The sequence below is a fragment of the Enterobacter sp. PL1 genome (assembly GCF_945957325.1).
GTDB classification, from domain to species: Bacteria; Pseudomonadota; Gammaproteobacteria; order Enterobacterales; family Enterobacteriaceae; genus Enterobacter; species Enterobacter roggenkampii.
In genome coordinates, this window is sequence record NZ_CAMFKT010000018.1 from 22,676 (window position 1) to 42,671 (window position 19,996).

Sequence of the window (19,996 nt, forward strand, 5' to 3'; positions counted from 1 at the left end):
ATGGGGGAGCATCGATAATATGCGCCCCGTTCACACGATTCCTCTGTAGTTCAGTCGGTAGAACGGCGGACTGTTAATCCGTATGTCACTGGTTCGAGTCCAGTCAGAGGAGCCAAATTTGAAAAGCCTGCTTTTAAAGCAGGCTTTTTGCTTTTCTGCGTCGGGTAAAAGCCGCACTATCCGTTCACACGAACCGGTGCCGTCGCCTCTTCCAGCCACGAACGCGCATCGCTGTTCACCAGTGGTGACAGCGCCTCACGCACCTGCTGGTGATACGCATCCAGCCACGCTTTTTCCTGTTCGCTCAACAGATCCAGCTCGACCTGGCTTAAATCAATCGGGATCAGCGTCAGCGAGGCAAATTTACAGAATCCCGGACGGCTCTCCACAATCTCCACCTGGTTTTCAATGCGAATCCCGTGGCTATCGCCCAGATAGTAGCCAGGTTCAATCGTCATGATATTGCCCGCCACCAGCGGCCACGGGTTGACCTATTTGGCGATGCGATGCGGGTTCTCATGGATCAGAAGCTGATGCCCCACGCCATGCCCTGTGCCGTGATCGTAATCCAGCCCCATCTCCCACAGCGGACGACGCGCGAAGGCATCCAGCTGATGCCCCTGAGTGCCAGAGGGGAACTGCAGGGTAATGAGCGACAGAAAGCCTCTCAGCACGGCGGTGTAGTGCAGGCGCTGCTGCGGGTCGACCTTACCCCAGACCAGCGTGCGCGTGGCGTCGGTGGTGCCATTAACGTACTGACCGCCGGAATCGTTCAGGTAAAAATGATCATGGCCGATGGGCTTGTTGCTGGCCTCGCTCGAATGATAGTGGCACATCGCCGCATTGCTCGAAGAGGCGGAGATGGTCGCAAAGCTTTGCTCGATAAACCCGGGCTGCTGTTTACGGAACGCGAGCTGCTGCGCCTGCACTTCCAGCTCGGTGAGCGGATTTCCTGCCGCCTCGCGCAGCGGCACTTCGCGGCTCAGCCAGGCCAGGAAGTTGACCCAGGCGGCACCGTCCTGGTGATGGCACGCGCGATACCCAGCCAGCTCGATCGGGTTTTTGGTGGCCTTCATCAGGGTGATGGGATCGGTTCGCCAGACAATCTCTCCCCGTGGTTCAATGGCAAAGCGCAGGGCGACCGGAGCGGAATCGGCATCAACCATCACCCGTTTGCCTGCAGCAATCTGCTGACAGCGTTCGATGAAGGCGTCCTGCGGGGCAATCGTAAACGCATTACGCACGTCTTCAGGCAGGGCGCCGAGCTTGTTGTCGTTTACAAACCACTCAACGTGGCCGTCACGACTCTGCAGGGCAAATGAGAGCGGTACCGGACTGGTTGGGATATCTGAGCCCCTTACGTTGAGCAGCCATGCAATGTTATCCGGCAGCGTAACGGCCAGATAATCAGCATTGTTCGCGGCCAGCACGGCAGCGACGCGCTGACGTTTGTCCTGGCTGCTTTCACCGCTTACTTCAACCGGCATTTCACGAATAAGCCCCGCCGGTGCGGCAGGGCGATCGGTCCATAAGGCGTCAAACGGCGAAGCCTTCAGCGGTACCAGCTTGCACGGCGTGGCGGACAGTTGCTCAAACTCCGTATTGGTCATCAGCAGTGCGTCAAAACCGATGCGCGTGCCTGCCTCCACGTTTTCTGCCAGCCATTCAGCCAGCGGCTCGTTGTGCAGGTGGTGAATTTCAATCTCGTCCAGATTCACCTGAACGCGGGCCTGCACCTGATAGCGCCCGTCGACGAACAGCAGCGCTTTATCCTTCAGTACCAGCACGACGCCGGCAGAACCGTCAAAGCCCGTCAGCCAGGCCAGCTTTTCGTCACAGGGCGCGCAGTATTCGCTCTGCCACGCATCCGCACGCGGGACGATCATCCCGTCGAGATGGCTGGCCTCAAGCCAGTGGCGCAGGGCAGAGAGCGGAGATGTGCTGGACATGGTTATTCCTTATCGTTATTAGCGGAACGGCGGCTCGTTGAAGGTGCGCAGCTTGCGGGAATGCAGTCTGTCACCTTCCGCCCGAAGCAGGTCGATGGCGCGAATGCCAATTTGCAGATGCTCTGAGATGGCCCCTTCATAGAAACGGTTGGCCTGGCCCGGCAGCTTAATTTCGCCGTGCAGCGGCTTATCGGAGACGCACAGCAGCGTGCCGTACGGGACGCGGAAGCGATAGCCCTGTGCGGCGATGGTGGCGCTCTCCATATCAATGGCCACCGCGCGGCTCAGGTTGAACCGCAGCGCGGAGGCTGAGTAACGCAGCTCCCAGTTGCGGTCATCCGTCGTGACGACCGTACCGGTGCGCAGGCGCTGCTTAACTTCTTCACCCGGCATGCCGCTGACCGCTTTGGTGGCGTCATACAGCGCACGCTGTACTTCGGCGATGCTCGGGATCGGGATATCCGGCGGCAGCACCGCATCCAACACGTGGTCGTCGCGCAGATAGGCGTGGGCGAGCACGTAGTCGCCAATCAGCTGGCTTTCACGCAGGCCGCCGCAGTGGCCAATCATCAGCCACACGTCAGGGCGCAGTACCGCCAGATGGTCGCAGATGGTTTTGGCGTTCGAGGGGCCGACGCCAATGTTAATCAACGTAATGCCCTGACCGTCGGCGGTGATCAGGTGCCAGGCCGGCATCTGATGCTTTTTCCATGCCAGATCGGAGATGGCCTGCTCGGGGGCTTCGGTCTCTGCGGTGATCCAGATCCCGCCCGCGCAGGAGAGCGCAATATACGGGCTTTCCGGGTCGAGGATCTGGCTGCACCCCCAGCGGACAAACTCGTCGACGTAGCGGGTGTAGTTGGTAAAGAGTACGAACGGCTGAAAATGTTCAGCGGGCGTACCGGTGTAGTGGCGCAGTCGCGCCAGGGAGAAATCGACCCGGCGGGCGTCAAAGTGCGACAGAGGAGAAAATTCTGCCGGGTGATAAATCCCGTCGGCGGTCTCATCGCCAATCTGCGACAGTTCCGTCGTCGGGAAGTGGCGGGTCAGCCCCGCGCTCATGGAGCGGTCAAGGGTTAACGCCGAACCGTCAATTACGTACGGATAGGGGATCTCATGCTTCGAGGGCTCAACGGCAATGTGCGCGCCGTAATCCTGGTACAACAGCGTAAGTTGTTCTTCAAGATACGGGCGGAACAGGGCCGGGCGGGTGACGGTGGTGCTGTAGCAACCGGAGTGGGTAAAACGGGCGTAGGCGCGGGTTTTTGGCGTCGTGCTGGCGCTGCCGTCCCAGGTCACAGAGAGCGATGGATAAACAAAAAGGCCCTCGTTTCTGGCCTTTTGGTCGGGAAGTTTCCCTGTTTCGATATATTCGCTGATGGCGCTGCGCAGCGCATTGACGGACTGTTCATACAGCGCGTCGAGTTTTTCCAGCGCCTGAGCCGGGGTCAGGCTGGAGCCCTTATTATTCATCTCTGTCTCCTTGTTCCACAGGTGTGCGACTCTACCCGATAGTATGTCACACGCCTGTGAAACAAAAGGGCGATCAGGTGTGGCGGGGCTCTTTCATCACCAGGGCCGTCGCAGCAGAGAGCAGGCAACCGGCCAGCAGATAAATCGCCACGCTGTGCCAGTTCCCGCCGGAGAAGGTCACCAGCGCGGCGGCAATAAATGGCGTAAACCCGCCGCCGACCACGCTTGCGACCTGGTAGCCCACGCCCGCGCCGCTGTAGCGGTAGCTGGCGCCGAACAGTTCGGTAAACATCGGCTGCTGGACGCAGACCACCATGTCGTGAGCGACGTTGGCGAGCATGATGGCGAAGAAGACAATCCAGAAGATCGACTGTGCCTCCAGCGCCATAAAGAATGGCCAGGCGCTGAGGGTTCCCACCAGCGCCCCGGTGATATAGACGCGACGGCGGCCAAAGCGGTCCGCCAGCCAGGCGAAGCAGGGGATGGTCAGGCAGCTGATCCCGCCAACCACCAGGCCGATATTCAGGAACAGTTCACGCGGCAGGCCGAGGTTCTGCGTCGAGTAGTTCAGGGCAAACGCCGTGACGATATACATCGTCAGCAGTTCACACAGGCGCAGGGCAATAATTTTCAGAAAAGCGCCAGGATGCCGGACGAGTGCCTCCATGACCGGCAGCCTTTTTTTGACGGCCGGTTTTTCCTGCTGCTTTTCGAACTCTGCCGACTCCTCCATGCCGTTACGGATCCACAGCGCGGCGATGACCAGAACGATGCTGAAGATGAACGGAATGCGCCAGCCCCAGCTCAGGAACTGCTCGTCGGTGGTGAGCTGGCTGATCAAGGAGACCAGCCCGGTAGAAAGGAGCAGACCCACGCCGTATCCGACCTGCACGCCGCTGCTGTAAAACGCTTTCTTATTTTTGGGCGCGCTCTCAACGGATAGCAGCGCCGCACCGCCCCATTCACCGCCCACGGCGAAGCCCTGAATCGCCCGTAATGTCACCAGCAATACCGGTGCCCACCAGCCAATCGCGGAAAACGACGGGAGAATGCCAATCAGCGCCGTGGCGATCCCCATCATCCAGACGGTAAGCATCAGCATGCGCTTGCGGCCGAGGCGGTCGCCAAAGTGGCCGAAGATCACCCCGCCCAGCGGGCGAAACAGAAAACCGACGCCGAAGGTGGCAAACGCGGCGAGGGTGCCCATCGCGGGGCTGACCTGCGGAAAAAATTCGCGGTTAAACACCAGCGCGGCGGTAATGCCGTAGAGCAGAAAATCATACCAGTCGACGACGGCACCCGCGAAGCTGCCGAGTGCGGCGCGGCGGGCACGATTGAGCGAAGGTGTCTCCTCGTTGGGATGTGTGGAGGTGAGAGTGGAGTCCATAGTTGTCCTGTCTGCACTGATTTTTAATTATTGGTATAAGAAAAGGTCACTCACATAGCGGCCGTCATATAAACGGAACCTATGAGACTACCGCGACAGGGGGCCTGTGCAAACTGATTTTATTTCCTGATGGGTAATGCAAAACGGCTACGCTATGCTTACTAAAGAGCGAAGCGACTGAGGAAGGGAATATGTGTCGTAAAAAGGCGTTGGGCTGTCTTGCTGCGTTACTCATCAGCCAGAGCGTGCAGGCGGTGAGCTATCCTTTACCGCCGACGGGCAGTCGCCTGGTGGGGAGCTCGCAGGTCATTACCGTGCCGGATCATAATACGTTACCGCTTGAGGCGTTTGCCGCGCAGTACGGGCAGGGGTTGAGCAATATGCTGGAAGCGAACCCGGACGTGGATCCTTTTTTGCCTAAATCCGGCACCCGGCTGGTCATTCCCCAGCAGCTGATTTTGCCCGACACCGTTCGCGAGGGGATTGTCGTTAACGTGGCGGAAATGCGTCTCTACTATTACCCGCCGGGCAGCAATACCGTTGAAGTGCTGCCCATCGGCATCGGTCAGGCCGGGCGCGAAACCCCGCGTAACTGGGTAACGGCGGTTGAACGTAAGCAGGTGGGACCCACCTGGTCTCCGACGCCCAATACGCGCCGTGCCTATGCGGCAGAGGGAAAAACTCTGCCTGCCTTCGTACCCGCCGGGCCGGATAACCCGATGGGGCTGTATGCGATCTATATCGGCAGGCTGTATGCCATACACGGCACAAACTCTAATTTCGGCATCGGGCTGCGGGTGAGCCAGGGCTGTATTCGTCTGCGGAATAACGACATCAAATACCTTTTCGATAATGTTCCCGTCGGAACCCGCGTGCAGCTTATCGATCGGCCCGTTAAAGTCACCACGGAACCGGACGGCAGCCGCTGGGTGGAAGTGCATGAGCCGTTGTCACGTAACCGTGCGGAATTTGAATCGACCCGGAAAGTGCCGCTGCCGATATCGGCCGCGCTGCGGACAGAGTTGATCAACGAGGGTGCAGGTGCTGAGCTGGAACGGCGGTCAGGGATGCCGGTGAAGCTCGGCAATTGAGGACATTTTCGCCGGGTGGCGGCGTTGCCTTACCCGGCCTACGATTCGAGGTTTTTGTCGGTCGGGTAAGGCGCAGCCGCCACCCGACAATTTAACCCAACCCAGAAAAGCAAAAAGCCTGCTTTAAAAGCAGGCTTTTCAAATTTGGCTCCTCTGACTGGACTCGAACCAGTGACATACGGATTAACAGTCCGCCGTTCTACCGACTGAACTACAGAGGAATCGTGTGAACGGGGCGCATATTATCGACCTGCGTTCACCTTGTCAAAGGGTGGATCGCCGCCTTTTGATCGTTTGCTGACAAAATCGGCAAAGTGCTGTTTTTGACAGCGGAATGCACCGCTTTGGTGCGGATATACCTCTAATGGGGCAGATCATAAACTGCTGTTTCGGTAATAAAACCCCCCTCCATGATTAGGTTTCCTTATTTTCAGGCGCTTAGCGCCCGATTCAGACCGCCTGGTAAAAGTGGCATTCATATTGCAAAACCTGTTCAACAACGACAGCCGGTTCCGGCACAGCATTTCGAACAGGGGGCAAAATGAACTTAAGACGACTGAAATACTTCGTAAAAATCGTCGATATCGGCAGCCTGACTCAAGCAGCAGAAGTGCTGCATATCGCGCAGCCTGCGCTGAGCCAGCAGGTGGCTACTCTGGAAGGCGAGATGGATCAGCAGCTGTTGATCCGCACCAAACGCGGCGTCACGCCAACGGAAGCCGGAAAAATTCTCTATACCCATGCCCGCACGATTCTGCGCCAGTGCGAGCAGGCGCAGCTGGCGGTGAATAACGTGGGCCAGACCCTGAGCGGACACGTTTCTATTGGCCTGGCGCCGGGAACGGCCGCGTCCTCTATTACCATGCCGCTGCTGCAGGCCGTTCGCGCTGAGCTGCCTGAAGTGCTGGTGTACCTGCACGAAAACAGCGGGTCCGTACTGAATGACAAACTGCTCAACGGCCAGCTGGACATGGCGGTCCTTTACGATCGCTCCCCGGTGGCCGGGATCACCAGCCAGCCGCTGCTGAAAGAAGATCTCTATCTCGTGGGCACCCGCGACTGTCCGGGCCAGAGTGTCGACCTTACCGCCGTGGCAGAGATGAACCTCTATCTACCGCGCGACTACAGCGCCGTGCGCGTGCGCGTGGACGAAGCGTTCTCCCTGCGCCGCCTGACGGCCAAAATCATCGGCGAAATTGACTCGATTTCCACGCTGACCGCGGCCATTGCCAGCGGCATGGGCGTCACCGTGCTGCCGGAATCCGCCGCGCGTTCGCTGTGCAGCGCGGCAAACGGCTGGATGGCGCGGATCACCACGCCTTCGATGAGCCTGCCGCTCTCGCTGAATATGTCCGCACGCGGTTCGCTGTCGCCACAGGCGCAGGCGGTAAAAGAGATTCTGATGTCGCTGGTCAGCAAGCCATCGCTTGAGAACCGTGAACTCCAGCTCGTGAGCTGATATTCCATAAAAGCATAAGATGCTGGTTTTTATTATTTGTTCTGCAGCTCGGCTGACTCTAACAATAGAGCTATGTCAGATGCGCCGGAGTGAATCGTGAATTTCCAGCAACTTAAAATTATCCGTGAGGCGGCCAGGCGGGACTACAACCTGACCGAGGTCGCCAATATGCTTTATACCTCTCAGTCCGGCGTCAGCCGCCATATCCGCGAGCTGGAGGAGGAGCTGGGCATAGAGATCTTTATCCGTCGCGGCAAGCGGCTGCTCGGCATGACGGAGCCGGGTAAGGCATTGCTCACCATCGCTGAGCGGATCCTCAACGAGGCCAGCAACGTGCGTCGCCTGGCGGATCTCTTCACCAATGATGCCTCCGGCGTGCTCACCATCGCCACCACCCATACCCAGGCGCGCTACAGCCTGCCGCCGGTGATTAAGGCGTTCCGCGAACTTTTTCCGGAGGTGCGTCTGGAGCTTATCCAGGGCACGCCGCAGGAAATTGAAGTGCTGCTGCAAAACGGTGGGGCGGATATCGGTATCGCCAGCGAACGCCTGAGCAACGACCCGCTGCTGGTGGCGTTCCCCTGGTTCCGCTGGTATCACAGCTTACTGCTCCCGGTCGATCATCCGCTGAATCAGGTCTCTCCCCTGACGCTGGAAGACATTGCGAAATGGCCGCTCATTACTTATCGCCAGGGGATCACGGGACGCTCGCGTATAGATGAAGCCTTCAATCGTAAAGGGTTAACGCCCGACATCGTGCTGAGCGCGCAGGACTCTGACGTCATCAAAACCTACGTCGAGCTGGGTCTGGGTATTGGCCTGGTGGCGGAACAGTCCAGCGGAGAACGCGAGGACGGGAACCTGGTGCGTCTTGACACGCGTCATCTGTTTGACGCCAACACCGTATGGCTTGGCCTGAAGCGCGGACAGCTGCAGCGTAACTATGTGTGGCGCTTTATCGAGCTCTGCAACGCCGGGCTGTCGGTGGATGAGATTAAACGTCAGGTGATGGAGCCGGAAGAAGTGGCGATTGATTATCAGATTTAGGTGCGGGTTTGCCCGGTGGCGAGTGCTTACCGGGCTCTGCATTTAATTGAATGGATATTTTTTGAAGGCCGACTGCGATTCGAATGATTCGGCAAACGCCTGAATCGTTCTAAAATCCGCTGCGTTAACGACCTGCGGGATCATCGACTGAATAAAAGTCCAGACAACCGTGCTCGTGACGGCAACCTGATCGGGAACGGCGGTGGCGGGACGCCCCTCCAGTAAGGTATTCCATTCCCTGCAGGCCGCCAGCAGCTGGATTGTAATGCGTTCGACCCATGAAACGTGCTGCTTTTCCACCGGGCGCAGGTTGTGTTCATACACATTTTGCACCGCTTTCTCAGCGGCGGCGAGAATAAAGCCCAGCGTCTGAAGATCGTTTGCCTGCGCATCCGGCGTGACGGGCAGGAGTCTCCGCTCGGGGTCGGCCTGAGCCTCAAAATAATTCAGAATCAGCGAGGAATCCATCAGACGTATTCCGTTATCCAGAACCAGCGTCGGGGCTTTTACCGCGGGGTTGATCCGGGAGAATGCGTCGAAGGTGCTAAAGACTGACAGCGGCTGGCTTTCAAACTCAACGCCATAAAGCTCAAGGGAGATCGCCACGCGCCGTACATAAGGTGAATCCATCATGCCAACAAGCTTAATCATCTTTCCCGTTTTCCTGTCTGTGTGAAAGAACGCGTCATTGAAAAGGATGACCCGACATTACAATACAATTTGCATGGCGAATATCTTCAGTATCTTACCGTAAGGGTTAGTATTACTGACATATGGTCAGGTTGCCGCTGTATATCCAGCGCAGATAAGGAAGTGCTTTCATGTCGGATTTTCCACCCATTGCCAGTTTGCGAAGCTTTGAAGCCGTCGCCCGTCTTGGCAGCGTGACGCTGGCGGCGAAAGAACTCCACGTTACCCATTCCGCTATCAGCCAGCAGATCAAAACGCTGGAGGAGATGGTGGGCGTAAAGCTGTTTATCCGTCAGGGGCGAGGAGTGCAGATCAACGAAGAAGGGCGGCTCTATGCCTTACAGGTACGCGAGGCGTTGAACCACATCGCGGATGCCACCCGGCTCGTGCAGGTGAAGCCGAGAAAGCAGGAGTTGACGCTGGCGATGGTGCCGTCATTTGGATGCCACTGGTTATTACCGCGTCTGGAACGCTTTCGGACGAAGTATCCGCTTATCACCCTGCGGATCCAGGCCAGTCTGACGGTCACCAGCCTGCAGCAGGAAGGGATAGATATCGCGATACGGATGGGGCAGGGAAACTGGGAAGGGAGCGAAAGTCATTATCTTTTTTCCGATGAGCTCATTGTGGTGGCCGCACCGGGCTATAACGGGGGCGTGCTGCCCGCTACGCCAGCGGAGATTGCAAAGAGTCATCTTATTTTTTCCATGGAGTCGTGGAAAACGTGGTGCGTGAATGCGGGGCTGGAGAAAGAGATCGTGCCTGGCGGTTTATGTATTAACGACTCTAATATCATTATCGAAGCCGTTCGGCTCGGGAAAGGCATCGCGCTGGAGCGTCGCTCTCTGGTTCAGGATGCCATCACCCGAGGTGAACTGGTCCAGCTAACCTCCATCACTGCGCCATATCCCTGGCCTTACTGGCTGGTGACAGCGCAGTCAAAGGAGGAGAAGCCGGAGGTGGGGCTTTTTGTGGCGTGGCTGGATGAGGAGGTGGCGGCCTGGCGGCGAGCGGTGAGTGCTGTGGAAAGTAACCAACCCTAATGAGCGAATCAGGGGCTGGGAGGGAGTGACTTATTATTGGAATTAGGGATATGCTGCTGCATCAATTCAACGATCCAATCAATAAAAACGCGCAGTCTGGCGTTGACGTGGCGGTTAGGCGGAAATGCCAGGTACAGGGGCATTGGCTTAATACGCCAATGTTCGAATAGCCGAATCAAGGAACCACAAGCCTGATGCGCTTCTGCCATATAGACCGGCAGCGCAATCACGCCTAACCCGGCTAACCCAGCTTCGAGGTAAGCATTGCCATCATCCACGGCAAGGACATAGCTGCCCGTGATGTCAATATGTTCACTCTCACTGCGCAGTACCAGCGGATCAATCTTACCGGTGCGTGAGGACAAGAACCCTACAATGCGATGGTCGGTGTTTTCCAGCTCTCGCGGGTGCGCCGGGGCGCCGAGGCGTTCCAGATAGCTCGGTGCGACGTAAACACCGATGTGCAAATCGCCGACATGGCGTGCGATCAGGGACTGGTCGTTGATTTCGCCACCGCGCAGGACGCAATCCACGTTGTCGCCGATCAGATCCACCACCCGGTCGCTCACGCCCATATCGAACTGGATATCCGGGTAGCGTGCGTGAAAAGCCGGTAGCGCCGGCACCAGGATGAGGCGGGCCAGCGGACTGGGCACATCAACCCGTAGCCGTCCCCTGGGCGTCATCGTCGCGCTGGACAGGCTGTTTTCAGCATCTTCCATGTCCGCCAGCAGGCGGATGACGCGTTCGTAGTAGACCGCGCCATCGGGGGTCACACCGAGCCTGCGGGTGGTGCGATGGAGCAATTTGACGCGCAGGCGCGCTTCCAGCTGCTGAATGAGCTGCGTCACCGTGGTTTTGCTCATATGAAGCGTTTGGGCAGCCTTTGTGAAACTACCTGCCTCCACCACGCGAGCAAAGGTGCGCATCGCGTCGAAACGATCCATTCCTTATCCTCTCTTTTCACCGATTGTTTGGATATTACAAACAATGATGGACAAAGTCGCTTGTTTATCCGCCCGAACCTGCACCTGTAAAGTGTCTTTATGTTCAACGGGCTGATTTTGCCCTATTGCAAAGGTACAAACATGACAGCACGCGAAGCAGTTTTCCCCTCCGGTCGGCAGGCGCTCTATGAGCGCAATCGCTATTCACCGGCCATCAAATCCAACGGTTTCTTGTTCGTTTCGGGGCAGGTGGGTAGTCGCGAGGATGGTTCGCCTGAACCCGATCTGAAAGCGCAGGTCAGGCTGGCCTTCGATAATCTTAATGCTGTCCTCGCGGCTGCGGGCTGCACGTTCGCTGACGTGGTTGACGTGACCCTCTTTGTCGTCGATCCCGAGTCAAACCTCGACGCTATCTGGAGTATCCTGCCAGAATATTGGGGGGACGCGCCTTATCCTACCTTGACCGGGATCGGCGTGACGTGGCTGTACGGATTCCAGTTTGAGATAAAGGTGATTGCCAGGCTGGATGCGATTTAGAGATAACTTCAGAGATGCAGTTCCGTAGGTCGGGTAAGGCGAAGCCGCCACCCGACAATTTTACCCGACGCAGAAAAGCAAAAAGCCTGCTTCAAAAGCAGGCTTTTCTAATTTGGCTCCTCTGACTGGACTCGAACCAGTGACATACGGATTAACAGTCCGCCGTTCTACCGACTGAACTACAGAGGAATCGTGTGAACGAGGCGCATAGTAGCGACCTCAGTTCGCCTTGTCAAAGGGTGAAATCGCGCTTTTTGTTCGTTTGCCGACAATTTCAGCAAATCGCTGATTTTATAGTAAATTTGCTTCGAAATTACACAGCAAAATGCGCCGCCCGCAGGCGACGCTGAGGATTAGAACAGAACGGAGTAGTTCAGACCAAACGTCCGTCCACGGCCTTTATAGGTATACAGACCCGGTGCACCGTAGGTTGGGCTATACAGCCCCGGCGCGCGCTGGCCCCAGGCGGTGGTGTAGTCTTTGTCCAGCAGGTTCTCCACGCTGAAGCTGACTTTACCCACCGGCAGGGCGTAGCTGCCCAGGAAGTCGACCGTGTTATAGCCATCGATCTTCTTGCCGTCGGCGTCAGAGACGTCAAAGGTCTGCGTGCTCTGCACGCGCAGGGTCCAGTCGCCCGGCGCCCAGTTGACCCACGCGCTGGCTTTCGACGGGCTGGCGCTGTCTACCGTCAGCTTCTCCCATTTCCCGTTTTCGCGAGTTTCCGACTTAATGGCGTTAAAGTTCGCGCCCGTGCTCCAGTCGCTGTCGGTGAAGAAGTAGTCCACCTGACCTTCCACCCCGTAGATACGACGCTTGTCGTCTTCCAGGTTAATGGTCATGTCCGTCTTGTTGATGGTGATGGTTTTATCCGAGAGCGAGTAATACGCCGCAACCTGGGTGCGCAGGTTATCCCCGGTGTAGCGCCAGCCCAGCTCATAAGCGTTGACCTTGATACCGTCCAGCTTCGAGTCGTTGACGTTGACGCTGTTCAGCAGGCGATAGTGACCGTTGCTGAGCTGATAGGTCCCGGAGCCGTAGTACTTCGCCAGGTCCGGGATTTCGAAGCCCTGGGAGAAGTTAAACCACACCTGCTGCTGTTCGGTCAGCCGACCGAGGATCCCGGCGTTAAACAGGAAGTTGTTGTAATCGGTTTTCCCGCCCGGCACCGCGTCGGCGGAGGTAGCTTTCCCGGTAGCGATGGCCTGCTGCTGGGTGTAACCGACAAAATCGTCCACCTTGTTCTCGGTGTACTGGTAGCGCACGCCGCCGCTCAGGGTGATGGCGTCAATGTCATAGCTGGCCTGCAGGAACGGGGCGAGGTTGGTGATGCTATAACCCGGGTAGCGGCTCACGTTGTAGGCGTTATCCAGCTCCATGCCGCCGCTCGCCGCAGCTTTTTTCAGGTTGAAGAACTGCTGGTTGGCATCGAAGGTTTCGTGGTCGGCATCCATACCCCAGGTCAGCGTCAAATCGTCCACCGGTTTGCTGTTCAGCGTCAGCTTGCCGCCGTAGAAATCGGTTTTCTGCTGCGACGCGCCGATGCTGGTGACCACGCCTTTGGTCAGGGTTGGGAACGGATAGTAGGTCAGGCTCTCGTCGCGATAGTAAATCTGCGCGACCAGATCCTGGCCCCAGAAGTCGGTATTGGAGTACTGCAGGTTGATCAGATGGCGCTCGGTACCCGGCACGCGGTCAGAATCGAGGTTACCTTTGTTGTACGCGGTCGCATCCCCCGTGACCGCCGAGAAGTTCTTCCCGAGATAGAGACCATGCTTGCCGTCGGACTCGCTCTTGTAGTACTGGGTCGTCAGCTGCAGCTGCTGATGATCGTCGATGTTGAGGGTGCCTGTGCCCATCACGTCGATACGGTCAGAATACTGTAAGCCGGTCTGGGTGTTATCAATGATCACCTCGTCGCCATTGCCGTCATACCAGCCGCCGTAGCGCTGATACGACACCGACAGACGACCGGACGCGTTATCGTTGCCGCCGCTGACCGCTGCCGACACGTTCTCATCGTGGTCGTTGTGGCTGTTAAACCCGCTTTTAGCCCCGGTCTGGAATTCGACTTCGGTCTCAGGCTGGCCTTTTTTGGTGACGATGTTCACCAGACCGCCGGTACTGCCGCCGCCGTAGAGTGACGTGGCGCCGGAGATAACCTCGATACGGTCAATGTTGAACGGATCGATAGAGTCGAGCTGGCGGCTGTCGCTGCGGGACGAGTTCAGGCGCACGCCGTCCACCATCACCATCATGGAGCGGCCGCGCAGGTTCATGCCGTAGTTGGTACGTCCCTGGCTGCTGACGTCCATGCCCGGAATCAGCTGCGCCAGCACTTCTTTAATCTCTTTCCCGCCCTGAACCTGCTGCTCAATTTCAGCCCGCTCAATGACCCAAGTGGTCTGCGCCATCTCCGCCACGCTGCGGTGCGCGCGGCTGGCGGAGACCACGATATTTTCTTCCTTTTGTTCTTCCGCCCACGCAGAGGTAGAAAGCATTGCAAGCAAGCAAGGATTTAAAACCCAAAGATGAGAACGTTTCATTGTTATGTTGACCCTGATTGTGTGTGTCAGTACTCGGAGGTTTTTGCTAATGATTTAAAAACCTGGCTGTTCTCCGGGCTGGTGGTGCTTCGCCAGTGGATAACGCCGGGGGTGGTAGCCAGCTCAAACGGCTCGTCGGCGTGCGCGCGATTCAAAATTCGCGCCGCGCGCCAGGCCATCAGGCTGAGCTGGGGTTCGGCAATGCCGAGACGGTGCATCCCGGCATTCACGGCAAACAGGCGGTTACTCTGCGGGCCGTCCCATTCGAGGGTGAAATCGTTGTTGATGCAGAAGGCTTCGTCCGTATCCAGATGCAGGCGGTGAGACAGCGGCGCGAGGAATGCAGGCTGCACGGCGCGATAGCCGGTGGCGAAGATCACAACGTCACTCTCCAGCTGCTCACGGCCGCCGTCGAGGTGATGCTGTATGCTCAGACGCTGTCCGTTTTCCAGGCGCGTCAGGGCCGTCACCGAGCGGGACGGCATCAGGTGCGCCCAGGGTTTTTCACGCAGCACTTCGAAACGGTGGTACATGGCGCGGTAAATCGCCAGCAGGGATTCGGTGGTGATCCCGTCGGAGGTCATCTTCTGCTCGTGCAGCATCTGACGACGCGCCTCTTCACCGAGCGTGGAGAAGCTGTCCACGTACTCCGGCGTGAAATACTCGTTAGCAAAGGCGGCTTCATCCAGCGCGTTGTAGTTGTTGCGGCGCGAGACCCAGTTCAGGCTCAGCGGCTGGCCCCATTCGCCACGGAAAATATTCAGGAACAGGTCGGCACCGCTCTGGCCGCCGCCGACGACGGTAACGCGCTTGCCCGCGAGATCCGGCGTGCGCAGCATCATCTCGCTGGCATGGAAGCAGCTATCGTCCTGCGTCGTGACGCAGTCCGGCAGGTTGATCTGCTTACCGATCCCCACGCAGACGTGGCGCGCCAGGAAGCGATCGCGTTGGGTCACTACCTCAAACAGGCCGCTTTTCTCATCAAAGCTCACCTGCTGTACCTGCTGGCTGAAGGCGAGGTTGGTGAGGTTGTCCGCCGCCCAGCACAGGTAATCGGCAAACTCCTCCCGTGAAACGGTGCGCTGCTCGGTGGTCAGGAAGCGGTAGAACTTTTTACGCTGCACCAGGTAGTTCAGGAAGCTGTGGCGGTTGGTCGGCTCCACGGCGCTGACCAGATCCTTCAGGAAGCTGGTCTGCATGTGGCAGTCCGGCACCATCATTCCCGGGTGCCAGGAGAAGTGCGGTTTGCGCTCAAGAAACAGCGAGCTAAAGCCGTCCAGCCCTTCTGCGAGGGCGGCGATGCTAAGGTTAAACGGGCCGATACCAATGCCGATGAAATCATAGGTTTTCATTGCGCGGACTCCCGGGAGGCCAGAAAAAGAGGGTTATCAAGGTCGGTGACGTAGTTCGGCAGCATGCGGCTGCCGCCGTCGTGTTCGGAGAAGGTCAGTTTGACCGGGTTGAGGATCACGCGAATAATTTGCGGCTTAAACAGGTCGAACGTCGCAAAGCGCTCGGCAAGCTCGGGGTGCGCGGCCATATAGCGGTGCAGAACGCCGGCGAGGATCTGATAGAAACGCGTTTCGCTGACGCCGCTTTGCAGCGTGAGGCGCGAGATAAAACGCAGCACCGTCACGAAGTTGCCGGTTTGCAGATCGTGGATGATGTAATCCGCGCTCAGGCGCGCCGTGACGGCCTTCACCTGTTCCGGCAGGCTCCGGGCCTGCGGGAAATCCTCGTCCACCAGGCGCATATCGCCCTGGAAATCCTTCAGCAGGATGCGCTGCGGGATAGAGTCTTTCATCACCAGCGTCACGTTCTGGCCGTGGGCGATCAGCGCCACGCCGTAGCGGCAGAGCAGGTGATAGAACGGGATCACCGATGACTCAAACAGCTTTTCCAGCCACGCGTCGGCGCTTAGCCCGGAACGGCTGATCCACGCGTCGATGAGCGGGCGCCCGGCGTTGTCGGTTTCCATCAGCGCCGCCAGCAGCACCGCCTGTTCGCCCTCCTGCAGATAGCAGGACGGGTTCTCGCGCCAGATCACCCCCAGCATCTCCTGATAGCGGTACGGCGCTTTCGGCAGCGCCGCATAGCCCGGATGCGACAGATATCCGGCGGCGGGTTCGCCAAGCACCTGTGCGCCAGAGCGGGCAAGCGTAGCGTCAGTGGCAAACTGCTGCTGCAGCCAGCGCGAGGCCAGCGGCCCGGCGGCAATGTATTTGCCCGGAATACCGCGATAGCAGGAGGTGTTGTAGATCGTCAGCGGAAGCTTGATGTCAAACGGCGCGCGACGGCTGGCGTTGGTGAGCGTGCGCAGGGACTGCTGCGCCAGGTACTCATCGCCAAACTCGCCCAGCTCAACCATCTCACCGCGCGCCAGCTGCGGCAGGAAATGAATGGCAATCTTCTGCTGCCACTGCCACGGGTGCAGCGGCACGGGCAGCCAGCTCTCGTCGAGGCCCAGCGCCTGCCAGCGGGCGTCAAAGCGGGCGCGCTCGGCGTTGTCCATGGCGCTCGCCAGCAGGGCGCTGATATCGCAATCGGCGTCGCTGCTCCAGACCAGATGCTCTCGCTGAACGGCAACCCAGTGCAGACGAAAACGTCCGCGGTACTCAGGCGCGTACTGGCGCAGCGCGTCCAGCCCCCAGCCGCGGCGACCTTTGTTGAAAATAAACTTCGGGTGACCGCGCATCAGACACTGTAATTCGTCCGGATCGAGGTGGATCAGCGCGTCCGCATCCAGCGCGTCACGCGCCTGCAGCAGCTGCATGTCGCCGCGCAGCGTGGCGTAGAGGTCCTCCATGTGCTCTGCCGTTTGCGCGTCGCTCATCTCCAGCACCGTCGCCAGCTGCAGCAGCGCGCTTTCCGCTTCGACGGCATCGCCGCTGGCGGTGGTCAGGCTGTCCGGGTCGATATGCAGCCAGCCCCAGATCCCGCGCGTGGCGCAAAACTGCCAGGACGCGTTGCCCATGGTGATGCGCCAGGCGTCCGACGAAAGCGGCTCGGCGCGCAGGGTGCGCTCGTATTCCAGCTCGGCGAGGATCTTCGCCACCATCTCGCGGTTCACTTTTTCCCAGAGCGCGTTCACAGGCCCACCTCGCTGAAGAAGCGGTGACGCTGGCTCATAATGAGGCGCGAGCGTTTATGCGGGAAGTCGAACTCTTTCACCGTGTCAAAACCGGCAGAGGAAAGGTGACGGAACAGGCGCTGGTTGTCGAAGCGTGGCTCGGCCACGATGCGCGTGGTGCGCGGTTCATCGAGATACAGGTAGTGGCTCAGACCGCGCAGCCAGCTGCGGATGTACTGCGCGCCGCGCCAGTTCTCTTCCCCCACCAGCATGTGTAGCCCGCGGTCAAACGGCTGCCAGCGGTAGTGGCGGCCAATGCGGTCTTCCGGTGCCCAGTAGAGTTCAAAATAGCCGAACGGTTGATCGTCGAAGCAGCCGATAACCGGGTAGCAGTAGGTCGAGTCGAGCTGACGGCGCAGGTAGTTTTCCTGCTCGGCCTGCGGGCCCGCCATCTCCCAGAAGGCGTTCACGCGCGGGTTATTCATCCAGCGGGTAAAACGCTCGCCGTCCAGCGCCACGTCGGCCACGCGGAAGCTGAGGGTACGCTTAATTTGCGGATCGTAACGGCGATACACCTCACCCTGCGGGCGGCGAGGGCGCAGCGGGAAGTACAGTTGACGGCTCTCGTCAAACTGCATTCCGCCGCTCGCCTGCGGGCGTTCGCCCTTCAGCCACAGCGGCAACTGCCAGAAGGCGTCGCGCGCCAGATAATCACCGTGGGCCAGGCCAAACAGCGCCTGCGCCTGGGGTTCATCCTGCCAGTCCGCCCACGGCAACGTAATGCCGGTCAGCGCGGGGGCGGCCACAAACAGCTGATCCAGGGCTTCCACCAGCCAGCCGTCCGGGATCCCCTTCAGACGCTCCAGCACCGCGCTGCCGTCGAGACCCAACGCCAGCGGCAGGGCGCGATCCGTTGCGGTGCAGTGAAAGCAGTAGCCGGAATGGACGATATTCGCGATAGCCATCACGCCTTCTCCTTGTAGAACGGGTTGCTAAAGTCGAAATAGATCACCGCCGGATCGGCGATGGTGTTTTCATTGCGATCGTGCAGGTAGCAGAAGAAGTTGCCTTTGCAGTTCCAGGTCGGGCTGTCGAGCACGTAGTCGAGGCAGCGGGTCTGCTTCGCCGTGCGGCGCAGTTCTGCCAGCGCGTCGCGCACCCGGGACATCAGGCTCTCTTCGCTGTCAAAACCGGCGGCGGCAAGGGCGGCGGTGACGGCAAGGGTAGAGTTCAGCAGCAGGTAGTAAGGGAAGTAGCGCAGCAGCTGGCTCTCGCCAAAGCGGTTTTCCACCTCAGTTTCGCCCGCCTCTTTCAGCCACGCGTCGGCGCTTTCGGTCCACGCGCTGCCCTGGCAGTCGCGGTAGATCAGCCCGACCGGGAAATCCTGCTGCATCTCAACGAGGATATTTTGCTGGTGCGCCAGCAGGACCAGACCGTAGTCCGCCTCGGCGCTGAACAGCGGAAGTAACACGCGGTCGCAGTAGGCGTCCAGCCAGCAGCGGGCGGCCTGGGCGAGCGGTAAATCAAGACGCTGGCTCAGACGGCGCACCGCCGCGGCGAGCAGGCTGTCACCGCCGTCCGGCGCGGCCTGCGTCAGGCTCACCAGCACGTTGGTCTGGGTGTCTGGCGTATCGAACAGCAGATTGACGCGCAGGGCCATCAGGCTCTCTTCCTGAATAGTGCCGCTTTCGTCACGCAGCCCCGCCCAGCCGTCTTCCTGCATCACGCGCATGGTCGGGTAGCGTGCCTGTAGTTCCTGCCAGCGTTCCGTTTTTGCCAGACGCGCCAGGCGCATGCCGCGCTTTACCTCTTTCACCGACAGCGTGCGCACGGAGTTGGTCAGGCGCACGCTGAGGGAGAACTTAATCATGTCGCTGTTGGTCTCGCTGTACAGCGAGCGGGAGGAGCTGGTGGGCAGCCACTGTGCGCCCGCTTCACCCAGGTCCTGCAACGAACCGTTTTCCACCAGACGCTGGCACCAGTCCTGCTCCAGCAGATAGTCGGCCTGCCACGGGTGCATCGGCAGCAGCCAGCGGGTGTCGGTAAAGTGGCCGAGCAGCTCGGGCGCGCTCTGGGCCGCAAAGCGCAGCAGACGTTCACGCAGGGAGGCGTTCAGGCTGTCGCCGGCAACGAGCGTGCTCTCAACGGCAAACCAGCGCAGCGGGAAGCGGGAGGCGAAATCAGGCAGGTAGCGGCGCGCCTCGGCTTCGTTGAACGGCTCGTGGGACTTCGGTGCCGGGTGAAACGCATGGCCGACCAGCAGCGCCTGTTCCGCTTCGGCAAACGTCAGCGGCTTATCGCGCAGGGTTGCCCAGCGGTGGCGTAAATCAATCGCCTGCCAGGTGTGGGCATGGCTTTCGAGAACGCGCTGGTTAAAACGCGCCAGCGTATCGGCATCCAGCGAGCCTTTTACGGACGGTTTTTCAAGAATTAAATCAACCAGTTGAGGGAAAGTGACGGCGTCACCCCTGTCGCTGTTGCTCTGAATCCGCGTTGCCGGGAAACGGTACTGATGATGCTGGGTGGGTGAGAAATAGCGTACCGGCACCCGAAGCGCCTGGGTTTGGGAAAGCGGGATATGGATCTCAGATAGCGCATCCGCATCGGTAGCGGGGAGATAGCGCCAGTCTTTCGTTTCACGCAACAGGGCGTTTAAAAAGCACTGGGCTGCAACGTCTGTACCGGCGGCGCGGAGCAGAGCACGCATAGATGTACCTCATTCCATGATTGATAATAATTCTCGTTATGATATTCATTCTG

14 protein-coding genes, 3 tRNA genes and 1 pseudogene are annotated in these 19,996 nt (G+C 59.0%); 6 read left to right on the forward strand and 12 right to left on the reverse strand.

Annotated elements, in window-relative coordinates; all coding sequences use genetic code 11:
- The first annotated feature begins 39 nt into the window (after positions 1–39).
- Positions 40–115 (forward strand) — tRNA-Asn (locus tag N6P30_RS16395).
- Positions 116–176: 61 nt separating this feature from the next.
- On the opposite strand, the pseudogene N6P30_RS16400 reads toward N6P30_RS16395, so the two are convergent.
- The 3 genes and pseudogenes from N6P30_RS16400 to shiA form a co-directional block, all read right to left on the reverse strand.
- Positions 177–1,949: pseudogene (locus N6P30_RS16400) on the reverse strand (aminopeptidase P family protein).
- Positions 1,950–1,967: 18 nt separating this feature from the next.
- Positions 1,968–3,422, reverse strand: a complete 1,455-nt coding sequence (locus N6P30_RS16405) for an AMP nucleosidase (protein ID WP_023293774.1) — start codon at positions 3,420–3,422, stop codon at positions 1,968–1,970.
- Between the two features lie 73 nt (positions 3,423–3,495).
- A complete protein-coding gene (gene shiA / locus N6P30_RS16410) occupies positions 3,496–4,809 on the reverse strand; it encodes a shikimate transporter (RefSeq protein ID WP_008499472.1) in 1,314 nt (437 codons plus the stop codon).
- 191 nt (positions 4,810–5,000) lie between these two features.
- Here shiA and ldtA point away from each other — a divergent pair, with 191 nt between their 5' ends.
- A complete protein-coding gene (ldtA, locus tag N6P30_RS16415; protein ID WP_023293773.1) occupies positions 5,001–5,900 on the forward strand; it encodes a L,D-transpeptidase in 900 nt (299 codons plus the stop codon).
- Between the two features lie 145 nt (positions 5,901–6,045).
- On the opposite strand, the gene N6P30_RS16420 is transcribed toward ldtA, so the two are convergent.
- A tRNA-Asn gene (locus tag N6P30_RS16420) sits at positions 6,046–6,121 on the reverse strand.
- A gap of 320 nt (positions 6,122–6,441) precedes the next feature.
- Between N6P30_RS16420 and nac the strand changes: the two genes are divergently transcribed.
- Together nac and cbl are read left to right on the forward strand one after the other, a co-directional pair.
- On the forward strand, positions 6,442–7,359 hold the full coding sequence (gene nac / locus N6P30_RS16425; protein WP_008499475.1) for a nitrogen assimilation transcriptional regulator NAC: 918 nt from the start codon (positions 6,442–6,444) through the stop codon (positions 7,357–7,359).
- A 96-nt stretch (positions 7,360–7,455) separates the two neighbouring features.
- Positions 7,456–8,406 carry an HTH-type transcriptional regulator Cbl gene (gene cbl, locus N6P30_RS16430; protein WP_023293762.1) on the forward strand — a complete coding sequence of 317 codons (951 nt, stop codon included), beginning with the start codon at positions 7,456–7,458 and terminating at the stop codon, positions 8,404–8,406.
- A 42-nt stretch (positions 8,407–8,448) separates the two neighbouring features.
- On the opposite strand, the gene N6P30_RS16435 is transcribed toward cbl, so the two are convergent.
- The gene (locus N6P30_RS16435; RefSeq protein WP_023293763.1) at positions 8,449–9,057 is read right to left on the reverse strand and encodes a glutathione S-transferase family protein; all 609 of its coding nucleotides are present in this window, start codon (positions 9,055–9,057) and stop codon (positions 8,449–8,451) included.
- Between the two features lie 170 nt (positions 9,058–9,227).
- Between N6P30_RS16435 and gcvA the strand changes: the two genes are divergently transcribed.
- Entirely contained in the window at positions 9,228–10,139 is a 912-nt protein-coding gene (gene gcvA, locus N6P30_RS16440) for a transcriptional regulator GcvA (protein ID WP_032663243.1), read from the forward strand.
- Between the two features lie 8 nt (positions 10,140–10,147).
- Here gcvA and N6P30_RS16445 read toward each other — a convergent pair whose 3' ends face one another.
- The gene (locus N6P30_RS16445; protein ID WP_023293768.1) at positions 10,148–11,086 is read right to left on the reverse strand and encodes a LysR family transcriptional regulator; all 939 of its coding nucleotides are present in this window, start codon (positions 11,084–11,086) and stop codon (positions 10,148–10,150) included.
- A gap of 141 nt (positions 11,087–11,227) precedes the next feature.
- On the opposite strand from N6P30_RS16445, the gene N6P30_RS16450 reads away from it, so the two are divergent.
- Positions 11,228–11,623, forward strand: a complete 396-nt coding sequence (locus tag N6P30_RS16450; RefSeq protein ID WP_023293769.1) for a RidA family protein — start codon at positions 11,228–11,230, stop codon at positions 11,621–11,623.
- A gap of 113 nt (positions 11,624–11,736) precedes the next feature.
- Here N6P30_RS16450 and N6P30_RS16455 read toward each other — a convergent pair.
- From N6P30_RS16455 to N6P30_RS16480, 6 genes are all read right to left on the reverse strand, one after another.
- Positions 11,737–11,812: transfer RNA gene (locus tag N6P30_RS16455), tRNA-Asn, on the reverse strand.
- A 164-nt stretch (positions 11,813–11,976) separates the two neighbouring features.
- Positions 11,977–14,166, reverse strand: coding sequence for a TonB-dependent siderophore receptor (locus N6P30_RS16460; protein ID WP_032663244.1), 2,190 nt, complete (start codon positions 14,164–14,166; stop codon positions 11,977–11,979).
- Between the two features lie 26 nt (positions 14,167–14,192).
- Positions 14,193–15,518, reverse strand: a complete 1,326-nt coding sequence (locus N6P30_RS16465) for a lysine N(6)-hydroxylase/L-ornithine N(5)-oxygenase family protein (protein WP_021241410.1) — start codon at positions 15,516–15,518, stop codon at positions 14,193–14,195.
- Positions 15,515–17,257 carry an IucA/IucC family protein gene (gene iucC, locus N6P30_RS16470; RefSeq protein WP_021241409.1) on the reverse strand — a complete coding sequence of 581 codons (1,743 nt, stop codon included), beginning with the start codon at positions 17,255–17,257 and terminating at the stop codon, positions 15,515–15,517. The genes N6P30_RS16465 and iucC overlap by 4 nt, the downstream gene beginning before the upstream one ends.
- Positions 17,254–18,201, reverse strand: a complete 948-nt coding sequence (locus N6P30_RS16475; RefSeq protein ID WP_021241408.1) for a GNAT family N-acetyltransferase — start codon at positions 18,199–18,201, stop codon at positions 17,254–17,256. The genes iucC and N6P30_RS16475 overlap by 4 nt, the downstream gene beginning before the upstream one ends.
- Positions 18,201–19,943 carry an IucA/IucC family protein gene (locus N6P30_RS16480; protein WP_023293772.1) on the reverse strand — a complete coding sequence of 581 codons (1,743 nt, stop codon included), beginning with the start codon at positions 19,941–19,943 and terminating at the stop codon, positions 18,201–18,203. Before N6P30_RS16480 ends, N6P30_RS16475 begins: the two co-directional genes overlap by 1 nt.
- Between the last annotated feature and the right edge of the window lie 53 nt (positions 19,944–19,996).

What these genes read in the sequence shown, in the direction of transcription:
- ldtA (WP_023293773.1), top strand. Translation starts at nt 5,001, where the DNA reads ATGTGTCGTAAAAAGGCGTTGGGCTGTCTTGCTGCGTTACTCATCAGC.
- gcvA (WP_032663243.1), top strand. Translation starts at nt 9,228, where the DNA reads ATGTCGGATTTTCCACCCATTGCCAGTTTGCGAAGCTTTGAAGCCGTC.
- shiA (WP_008499472.1), bottom strand. Translation starts at nt 4,809, where the DNA reads ATGGACTCCACTCTCACCTCCACACATCCCAACGAGGAGACACCTTCG.
- N6P30_RS16475 (WP_021241408.1), bottom strand. Translation starts at nt 18,201, where the DNA reads ATGGCTATCGCGAATATCGTCCATTCCGGCTACTGCTTTCACTGCACC.
- N6P30_RS16465 (WP_021241410.1), bottom strand. Translation starts at nt 15,518, where the DNA reads ATGAAAACCTATGATTTCATCGGCATTGGTATCGGCCCGTTTAACCTT.
- N6P30_RS16480 (WP_023293772.1), bottom strand. Translation starts at nt 19,943, where the DNA reads ATGCGTGCTCTGCTCCGCGCCGCCGGTACAGACGTTGCAGCCCAGTGC.
- N6P30_RS16445 (WP_023293768.1), bottom strand. Translation starts at nt 11,086, where the DNA reads ATGGATCGTTTCGACGCGATGCGCACCTTTGCTCGCGTGGTGGAGGCA.
- N6P30_RS16450 (WP_023293769.1), top strand. Translation starts at nt 11,228, where the DNA reads ATGACAGCACGCGAAGCAGTTTTCCCCTCCGGTCGGCAGGCGCTCTAT.
- nac (WP_008499475.1), top strand. Translation starts at nt 6,442, where the DNA reads ATGAACTTAAGACGACTGAAATACTTCGTAAAAATCGTCGATATCGGC.
- N6P30_RS16460 (WP_032663244.1), bottom strand. Translation starts at nt 14,166, where the DNA reads ATGAAACGTTCTCATCTTTGGGTTTTAAATCCTTGCTTGCTTGCAATG.
- N6P30_RS16405 (WP_023293774.1), bottom strand. Translation starts at nt 3,422, where the DNA reads ATGAATAATAAGGGCTCCAGCCTGACCCCGGCTCAGGCGCTGGAAAAA.
- N6P30_RS16435 (WP_023293763.1), bottom strand. Translation starts at nt 9,057, where the DNA reads ATGATTAAGCTTGTTGGCATGATGGATTCACCTTATGTACGGCGCGTG.